Source organism: Enterobacter cloacae complex sp. IR5458 (assembly GCF_049238025.1).
Classification (GTDB): Bacteria; Pseudomonadota; Gammaproteobacteria; order Enterobacterales; family Enterobacteriaceae; genus Enterobacter; species Enterobacter kobei.
In genome coordinates this window covers 1-9,437 of the sequence record NZ_JBMKIF010000070.1, presented here as the reverse complement: position 1 = coordinate 9,437, position 9,437 = coordinate 1, and the positions used below count along the sequence as shown (strand labels likewise).

The following is a 9,437-nucleotide window of genomic DNA, read 5'->3' as shown; positions in this document are numbered from 1 at the left end:
GACTAAAAGTGTTACCTATGTTCCCGGTCTGATCTGTCACCTATGTATCCGGTCATACATTTCGCTTACCCGGCCTACGGTTCGAGGGGTTTGTGGGCCGGGTAAGGCGAAGCCGCCACCCGGCACAGCGGCACTAGCTAAACATCACCTGCGCCCAGCGCGCCAGCCCCGCGGTAACGGAGCCAAAGTCATCGCCACCGGCAATTGGAATACCCGGCAACTGTTCCGCCAGCGCTTTTTTGATCAGCGGTGAACGGGCGCTTCCGCCGGTGAGGTAGATGACGTCCGGCTTCTCTTTGCCGTTCTCCAGCGCGAGTTGCACCTGTTCCAGTATGCGCTGTAGCGGCTGCGCGAGCGCGGTCTCCAGCCCCTCCTGTGAAATCGCCGTGGCCAGATCGTCGCTGATAAATGGCAAGGACACCGCATGTTCAGCGCGGTTTGAAAGGGCAATTTTGCTCTCTTCGGCGGTGCGTACCACGCGGTAGCTCAGGCGCTGACGCCACACTTTATACAGCAGGGCGACTTTATCGGCGTCCTGCGCATCACGCATCAGGTCATTCAGGAAGCGGCCGTTGGCGGTACTGTAAAAATCACTCTGCGCCGGGACGTCGTTGATGGCAATCGCGTTCCACCACGGCAGGATCGGCAGGGCGATGCCTTTTTCCGTTTGCCCGCCCATGCCGAGCAGCGGCATCAGGCTCTTGAATGCCAGGGCGATATCCAGATCGTTACCGCCCACGCGGCAGCCGCTGTGCCCCAGCAGGCTATTTTCACGGTCGCGGCGGTGATGCCACTGCGGCCCCATCAGCAGCAGCGAGCAGTCCGTTGTACCCCCGCCGATATCCACTACCAGCACCCGTTTTTCTTCCGTCAACGTGGCCTCAAAGTCCAGCCCCGCCGCAACCGGCTCATACTGGAACACCACGTCGCGAAAGCCTGCCCGGTGCGCCGCGCGATCAAGGATCCCCTGCGCCTGCTGGTTGGCCTCATCACCGCCCAGCCCCTGGAAGTTGATCGGGCGGCCAATCACGGCCTGGGTAATCGTCTCGGGGACCTGCGTCTGCGCCTGATGACGGATATGCAGCATCATGGCGCATACCAGGTCTTCAAACACCGCCACCTGCTGCGGCTTGAGGCCGCTGGCCCCGAGGAAAGATTTTGGCGATTTAACAAAGTAGACCTCTTCCGGGTCTTCAATGTAATGCCCGAGTGAAGAGAGGCCGAACTGCACGCTGGAAGGCGTAACGTCGATATCTTCCTCGCGGTTAAAGCTCACTGCCCGGCGCAGCAGCGCCTGGGTTTCTGCCGCAGTCGCCGGAACCTGATGATGGCGGAACAGCCACTCGCTCACCGCTTCACGCGTCGGCGCGCAGAGCATTGACGGCAGCAGCGTGCTCTCTTTTTCCATTTTCAGGAGCTGTGGTTGCCCGTTTTGCATAATTGCAACCGAGCAGTTTGCCGTACCGTAGTCGAATCCGATAAACACAATAAATCCCCATGCCAGTGAGAAGGGGCGAGACTTTAGCGGAATGCCTGTCCGGCGACAACAGGAATATGAAAGCAAGGCGTAACACGCTTTTTCAGTTTATCCTGAGGGGAACAAAAAAGGAGCGACAATGCATACCCTGACCTGGCACCCCCCTTACGACTGGCAATGGATGTTTGGCTTTCTTGGCGCCCGTGCGGTGGCGGGGGTTGAGACGGTCACGGAAAGCTATTACGAGCGCAGTTTTGCCTGTGAAGGGCATCAGGGGATCTTCCGCGTTACGCCGGACACGCAAACCCATACGCTACAGGTCACGCTCAGCCCGGGGTTAACGCCGGTGGCCGGACTTTGCCTTGAGCGTATCGGGCGTCTGTTCGATCTTGCCTGCGATCCGCAGGACGTCCACCGGACGTTGGGCGATCTCGGCGCCGCGCGACCAGGCCTGCGTTTGCCCGGGGCGATGGATGCCTACGAACAGGGCGTGCGGGCCATTCTGGGTCAACTGGTCAGCGTGGCGATGGCGGCTAAACTGGCTTCACGCGTTGTCGCCCTGTGCGGTGAGCCGGTCAAGGATGCGCCGGGCTATGTCTGCTTTCCCTCCCCGCAAGCCCTGGCGGCTGCCGACCCGCTGGCGCTCAAAGCGCTCGGGATGCCGGTCAAACGCGCGGAATCGCTGATTCATCTGGCACAGTCGGTCGTCGACGGGACGTTTCCGCTCACGCCGCCTGAGGACGTTGAGGCAGGCATGAAGGCGTTACAACAACGGCCGGGTATTGGCCGCTGGACGGCAAATTACCTCGCCCTTCGCGGCTGGCAGGCAAAAGATGTGTTTCTTCCGGATGATTATCTGATTAAGCAACGTTTCGCCGGGATGACGCCTGCGCAAATTCGTCGCTATGCCGAGCGCTGGCAGCCGTGGCGTTCCTACGCGCTGCTGCACATCTGGTATACCGACGGCTGGGCGCCGTCAGTTGATGGCGAAATAACTGGTGTTGAGCAGTAGATCCAGCGGCTGCGGCTCGGCGATGGTGTCACCATAGATAAAATCAATGCCAATGCCGGAAAGCGTATCCATCATGATGGGCTGGTTGCAGGGGCCTGCGATGGTTCTCATCCCCAGACGCTGGGCATGGCCCTGAACGATGGTCACCATCATCTCATCCATCAGGTTGCCATAGACGTTGCTCACGACTTCGGCATCCAGCATCAGGTAATCGGCCATGTTCGGACTCAGGTGGGTGAAAATGTCCATGTCGCGGCCTATCTGGCTGAGGATCACGCGGCAGCCCGCCTGGCGAAGCTTTTGTAAACCCCGCTGCAGATTCTCATCCGAATCACACACCACGCCGGCAGGGATCACCAGATGCAGCAGACGGCCCGGCATTGGGCTTTTATCAAGAAGATCGAGGAGTTCGTCGACCAGCGTCACGCTGGCTAAACCGGCTGCCGAAAGCGGCAATGCGATCCCCATGCCTTTACTGGCGATCCTGGCGGCAGATGTCCGGAAGAAGTCGCTAAAGATGCGTCTGTCGAGGGCGTGCAGCAGTTCCGGCTCTGCCAGGCCAGAACGGAAGGCGTGTTCCTCCAGGACTTCGCCCTGGCTGGTCCACAGGCGCAGCGAAATCAGCCAGAAATTACAGCTCTCCGGTATGCGAGGGGAGGCGACGCTGCGGGCTATCATCATCAGGTGATTGTCTTTGATCATGTGCCATTGTTCGTCCAGCGACATCATGCTGCGCGTGCTGTGATCCCGCTCCTGCTGCGGTTCGTAAACCGTCACGATGCCGCGCCCGCTGTTTTTCGAGGCATAACAGGCAATATCTGCCTGTGACATCACTTCTGACGCCAGGTGGTTATGTTCATCGATCAGCGTGATCCCGGCGCTGGCGCCAATTCGATGCAGGCGGCCTTCCCACATAAAGTGATAGTCGTTGATGCTATGGACCAGACGACCGGTGATATAGCGTGCGCTCTCAATATTGCAGTCCGGCAGCAACAGCCCAAACTCATCACCCCCCAGACGCGCCAGCACATCGCTGGAGCGCAGCATGGTTAACATCATGGAAGAGAGTTCCCGCAGCAGGGCATCGCCCGCCGCATGGCCTGCGGTATCATTGACGGCTTTGAAGCGGTCCAGATCGATAAAGACCAGCGCATGACGCTGCCGCGTCTCACGAACCGTTTGCAGGAGTCGTTTGAGGTGGTTTTCAAAGCTGACCCGGTTTGCCAGGTGGGTCAGGGCATCGTGCGACGCGCTGTAACTCAGCTGACGCAGCATTTTGCGCGACTCGGTGACATCCTGAATAACGATAACCGAGCCGATACTTTGTCCATCCAGCGTGCTGAGTGGCGTAATGCTGTAATGGATGTCAAACGCTCCACCCGTGCGGCAGTTCAGCACCACGTCCTGGTCGATATCTGAGCGTGACATATCCCCGCTGTGGATGTTCTCCATCAGCGGCCCTCGCTCCCCAAACGTGATGTGTAATACCTTGAGAACCGGCTGGCCGATAGCCTCGGTTTGTAGCCAGCCGCTCATCTTCTCGGCGACCGGGTTCATAAAGGTGACGTTCATGTCGATATCGGTACAGAGCACGGCTTCGCCGATGGAGTCGAGCGTGATATGCAGACGCTCTTTTTCCTGGAACAGCGCCTCGTTAAGCTGCTTAACCTCGGTCATGTCCATGTTGATGCCAAGCAAACGCTCGACTTCACCCTCTTTATTCAACACCCGGTTTGCCAGGGAGCGAATATGGCGCACGCCTTCCTTCACGCGGATACGGAATTCCAGCTTAAACGGCAGACGTGAGATCAGTGAATCCCGCAGCACCTGTTCTGCATGGGCGCGGTCTTCCGGCAGCATCGTGTCGTGCCAGAGCTGCCAGGTGGGCTTGATGTGCGGCGGGATTTCATACAGTTCGAACATCCGCTTATCCCAGCTGATGATGTCAGGCTCCAGATCCCACTCCCAGATGCCGATGCCGCCCGCTTCGTTGGCCAGCGTAATGCGCTCCATCAGGCGTTTGTTGACCCACTCGGTCTGCTTCAGGTCGTTAATGTCTTCAATCTGGGCGATAAAATAGAGCGGCGAGCCGTCGGTATGGCGCACAACGGAGACGGCAAGCAGCGCCCAGACCACTTCACCGTTGCGCGTGTAATAGCGCTTTTCAAGGGTATAGGTGTTGATGTCGCCGTTGACCAGCTGCTCCAGCTGTTCGAGGTCGGTGTGCAAATCTTCCGGCCAGGTGAGCTGCTGGAAGGTGAGTGACTGTAGTTCGGACTGGCTGTAACCGAGGAAATTGCACAGCGCTTTGTTGGCCTGTAGCCACTGCCCCTCAATGCTGACTAACGCCATCCCGATGGCGGAATACTCCATCGCATTACGAAAACGCGCTTCGCTTTCAGTGATGTGTTTGCGTTCGGCACGGAAGGCATACATCACCATGGTCATCACGTTCGCCGGGAGAAGCAGCATCAGGAACGGCAGCCAGGGCGCGTTGATCATCGGCCCTTCGTGTTGGGTGGTCAGCGCCTCAGGGTTATGGGCAATCATCAGGGACACGACCATCACGGTGACCAGAAACACCAGGAACGCTTCCATTCGCGGTAAGCGCACGGCGCTCCACATAAGCAGGACGATCACGCAGGTAAATGGCCATGGAAGCCAGGTGATGGCTGCCCAACTCAGGGCCAACGTCACGGCCATTGTGAGCAGCGTTTCCAGCAGCAGTCGCGGATCACGGTGGCGCAGCAGGTAGTGGGGTTTAAACAGTAATCCCAGCGGCACCAGTGCCAGCGCGCCAATGGATTCAGATAACACCCAGACAATGAAATCGCGCAGTGGCTCAGGACCGGGAACCAGAAAAATCACCAGAATACCGCCTACCAGCGGCGGCACCAGCGCGCTGCCCATCGCCAGACGGATCCAGTCACTTAAATTTTGCAGCGGGTTATACCACGGGAGCAGTTTGCGCAGTAGTAATGCACCGACGACGGCCTCAATCACATTTATGGCGGTGTAGGTGAGGTTAATCGCCCCCCACGAGAACAACATCCACGAGGCCAGAATATTGCCGAACGAACAGGCCAGGGCAATGCCCGGCCACATTTTTCCCGCGTGGCGGTAAAACGCCACCATCATGATGGCGGTGGGGAACCAGAGCGGCGCCAGCAGGGTGCCGAAGCGGGTAAGCTCCAGCGAAAATAAGGTAAAGATAAAGGTGACCAGGCCCAGACAGACAAGTCGTAATAAAGGATGTGGGGTGGTAACCAAAACCCGCTGGTATTGTTTATTCATTACCGCTTTATCCAGAGACGCCGTGCCGTCAGGAGAGAAGTCCGTACGAGTGAATTTGATAATTTGGTTTATGCTAGTACAAACAATTTACAATTCATATGGCGACTGCTCATAATTTGACATCATAGACTTATTAAATAGTTACAGGTTAAAAAATCGCTGTGAAACGCTGAAAAAACGCGCATTAAAATTTCACTCAGGGAACAATTCGCAACTTTACAGACTGTCTCGCATTACCTGCGCTTTCGACTGGTATCACGCCCGCGAAATCCCTATAATTGCCGCGTTTGACGCTCCGGCGTCGTCCTTCCTTAACATCCAGGTTAATCAGGTCGCTAAATTTATGACTGATAAGTCTCATCAGTGCGTCATTATAGGCATCGCCGGCGCATCGGCTTCAGGTAAAAGTCTAATTGCCAGTACGCTTTATCGCGAACTGCGTGAACAAGTAGGTGATGAGCACATCGGCGTCATTCCCGAAGACAGCTATTACAAAGATCAATCCCATCTGTCGATGGAAGAGCGCGTAAAAACCAACTATGACCACCCGAATGCAATGGATCACAGTTTACTGTTCCAGCATTTAGAAGCCCTCAAAAGCGGCCAGGCAATTGAGCTGCCCGTTTACAGTTACGTAGAACACACCCGCACCCAGGAGACGATCCGCATCGAGCCGAAAAAGGTGATTATCCTTGAAGGTATCCTGCTCCTGACCGATGCTCGCCTGCGTGAATCGATGAACTTCTCGATTTTCGTCGATACCCCGCTGGATATCTGCCTGATGCGCCGCATCAAGCGAGACGTTAACGAGCGCGGCCGTTCGATGGATTCCGTCATGGCGCAATACCAGAAAACGGTCCGTCCGATGTTCCTGCAGTTTATTGAGCCCTCCAAACAATACGCCGATATCATCGTGCCGCGCGGAGGTAAAAACCGCATTGCCATTGATATCTTAAAAGCGAAAATCAGCCAGCTTTTTGAATAAGCCGCGCGAATTGTGTACCGTTCAGAGATAACCTGGTTTTACCCTGAGATGTTAAGGTCTCAGGGGTCGATGCATGAAAGGAGAAAGTGCCATGCGTCTTTGTGATCGCGATATTGAAGCCTGGCTGGATGAAGGCCGTTTGTCTATTACCCCACGTCCTCCTGTAGAGCGTATCAATGGGGTGACCGTTGATGTACGGTTGGGGAATAAATTCCGCACCTTTAGTGGCCATACTGCACCGTTCATCGACCTCAGCGGGCCGAAGGATGAAGTCAGCGCCGCGCTCGATCGCGTGATGAGTGACGAAATCGTCATTGACGAAGGTGACGCTTTTTATTTGCATCCAGGTGAACTGGCGCTGGCGGTGACGTTCGAATCCGTGACCCTGCCTGCTGATCTCGTCGGCTGGCTGGACGGCCGTTCTTCTCTGGCCCGTCTGGGGCTGATGGTGCACGTGACCGCGCACCGTATCGATCCCGGCTGGTCGGGCCGTATCGTGCTGGAGTTCTTCAACGCCGGCAAACTGCCGCTGGCGCTGCGCCCCGGCATGATGATTGGTGCGTTAAGCTTTGAACCGCTAACCGGCCCGGCAGACAGGCCTTATAACCGCCGGCAGGACGCAAAATACCGCGACCAGCAGGGTGCGGTTGCCAGCCGTATTGATAAAGACTGATCGTTAGTCCATTGAGGATGCCATGAGAAGAGTTCTGACAACGCTGATGATTTTGCTGGTCGTGCTGGTTGCTGGCCTTTCGGCGTTGGTTCTGCTGGTTAACCCTAACGATTTCCGCGCTTACATGGTGCGGCAGGTCGAGGCGCGCAGTGGTTACCAACTGAAGCTCGACGGACCGCTACGCTGGCACGTCTGGCCACAGCTCAGCATTCTCTCTGGCCGCATGTCGTTAACGGCACCGGGCGCTGCCCAGCCGATCGTGTCTGCGGACAACATGCGTCTCGATGTGGCGCTCATCCCCCTCATTTCTCACCAGTTGCAGGTAAACCAGGTGATGCTCAAAGGGGCGGTCATTCAGCTTACCCAGCAGACTGAAGCCGTGCGCAACGCGAATGCGCCGGTTGCACCGCGTGAGAATACCTTACCGGATGAGCCGTCCGATACGGGCTGGTCCTTTGATATTGCCAAACTGAAAGTTGCCGATAGCGTGCTGGTATTTCAGCATGAGGATCAAGAGCAGGTTACGGTTCGTAATATTAATCTGCAGATGGAACAGGATGCGCACCATCTTGCGTCGCTGGAATTCAGCGGGCGAATGAATCGCGACCAGCGCGATCTGATCCTCTCGCTAAATGCCAGGGTCAATGCGTCAGATTATCCCCATCAGCTGACGGCCGATATTCAGCAGCTCAACTGGCAGCTCACGGGCGCAGATCTTCCGACCCAGGGGATCACCGGGCAGGGGACGATGCAGGCCGTCTGGCGCGAAGAACAAAAACAGCTGGAGCTGGATAACCTCAACCTGCAGGCCAATGACAGCAGCCTGAAGGGGCAGGCGAGCGTCACGCTCGAAGAGAAGCCGAAGTGGGTGCTGAACCTGCAGTTTGACAAGCTCAACCTGGAAAACATCCTGCCGCCGCTACCGGCTGGCACAACGGACAGCGACGCTGTGCAGACAGGACAAAGCCAGCCGCCGGTGTCGCGTCCGGTTATCTCGTCGAATCTTGATCAACCTGACTATAACGCCCTGCGCGGATTCACGGCCGATATCCTGTTGAAAGCCAACAGCCTGCGCTGGCGGGGTATGGACTTCACCGACGTGAGCGGCCAGATGTTTAACCACAACGGGTTGCTGGTGATCTCCGAGCTGAGCGGCAAAATGGGGGCAGGGCATCTTTCACTGCCTGGCACGCTGGATGTGCGTAAGGACGAAACCCGCGCGCAATTCCAGCCGCGTCTCGACAACGTTGAGATTGGTACCATCCTTAAAGCCTTTAACTATCCGATATCCCTGACAGGGCAGTTGACGCTGGCGGGGGATTTCTCAGGCACAAAAATTGATGCCGAAGCTTTCCGCCGTGAATGGCAGGGCGAGGCGCACGTGGACCTGAAAGACTCCCGTATGGAAGGTCTTAACTTCCAGCAGCTGGTACAGCAGGCAGTGGAGCGCAGCAGTGACGTCAAAGCGCAGGAAAACTACGATAGCGTCACGCGCCTCGACAGTTTCTCCACGGATCTGACGCTGGATAACGGGCAACTGACGCTGGCAGCCATGCAGGGAACCTCTTCTATGCTGTCGTTGACGGGAGAAGGCTCGCTGGATCTGGTCAAAGAGACGGCGGACACGCGCTTTAACGTCCGGGTACTTTCCGGCTGGCAGGGCGAAAGTAAGCTGATTGATTTCCTGAAAGAGACGCCAGTGCCGCTTAGCGTCTATGGTAAATGGCAGGCGCTGAATTACAGCCTTCAGGTGGATCAGATCCTGCGTAAGCATCTGGAGGATGAAGCGAAACGTCGGCTTAATAGCTGGGCAGATCGTAATAAAGATTCCCAGAACGGCAAGGATGTGAAGAAACTGCTGGATAAGCTTTGATGCCAGTTGTGCCGGGTGGCGGCTTCGCCTTACCCGGCATACAAAAGCCTGACGTCGTAGGCCGGGTAAGCGCAGGGTATGAACCGGAAACATGGGTAACACTTTAGACCGGATACATGGGTA

Annotated in this window: 6 protein-coding genes; 4 read left to right on the top strand and 2 right to left on the bottom strand. The window is 56.7% G+C overall.

Translation table 11 applies throughout. From position 1 onward, the window contains the following. Positions 1-133: 133 nt before the first annotated feature. Positions 134-1,486: a molecular chaperone gene (yegD, locus tag ACOTYN_RS25225; protein WP_332959618.1), complete on the bottom strand. Its 1,353-nt coding sequence runs from the start codon at positions 1,484-1,486 to the stop codon at positions 134-136. Between the two features lie 130 nt (positions 1,487-1,616). Between yegD and alkA the strand changes: the two genes are divergently transcribed. Further along, a complete protein-coding gene (gene alkA, locus ACOTYN_RS25220; protein ID WP_023330887.1) occupies positions 1,617-2,489 on the top strand; it encodes a DNA-3-methyladenine glycosylase 2 in 873 nt (290 codons plus the stop codon). Here alkA and ACOTYN_RS25215 read toward each other — a convergent pair. Further along, the gene (locus ACOTYN_RS25215; protein WP_014884514.1) at positions 2,454-5,783 is read right to left on the bottom strand and encodes a diguanylate cyclase; all 3,330 of its coding nucleotides are present in this window, start codon (positions 5,781-5,783) and stop codon (positions 2,454-2,456) included. The two genes, alkA and ACOTYN_RS25215, sit on opposite strands and share 36 nt — an antisense overlap. Before the next feature lie 343 nt (positions 5,784-6,126). On the opposite strand from ACOTYN_RS25215, the gene udk reads away from it, so the two are divergent. The 3 genes from udk (at position 6,127) to asmA (ending at position 9,314) form a co-directional block, all read left to right on the top strand. After that, positions 6,127-6,768 carry a uridine kinase gene (udk, locus tag ACOTYN_RS25210; RefSeq protein WP_332959620.1) on the top strand — a complete coding sequence of 214 codons (642 nt, stop codon included), beginning with the start codon at positions 6,127-6,129 and terminating at the stop codon, positions 6,766-6,768. 91 nt (positions 6,769-6,859) lie between these two features. Next, a complete protein-coding gene (gene dcd, locus ACOTYN_RS25205) occupies positions 6,860-7,441 on the top strand; it encodes a dCTP deaminase (RefSeq protein WP_014884513.1) in 582 nt (193 codons plus the stop codon). A 22-nt stretch (positions 7,442-7,463) separates the two neighbouring features. Further along, entirely contained in the window at positions 7,464-9,314 is a 1,851-nt protein-coding gene (gene asmA, locus ACOTYN_RS25200) for an outer membrane assembly protein AsmA (RefSeq protein WP_071922053.1), read from the top strand. The last annotated feature ends 123 nt before the right edge of the window (positions 9,315-9,437 follow it).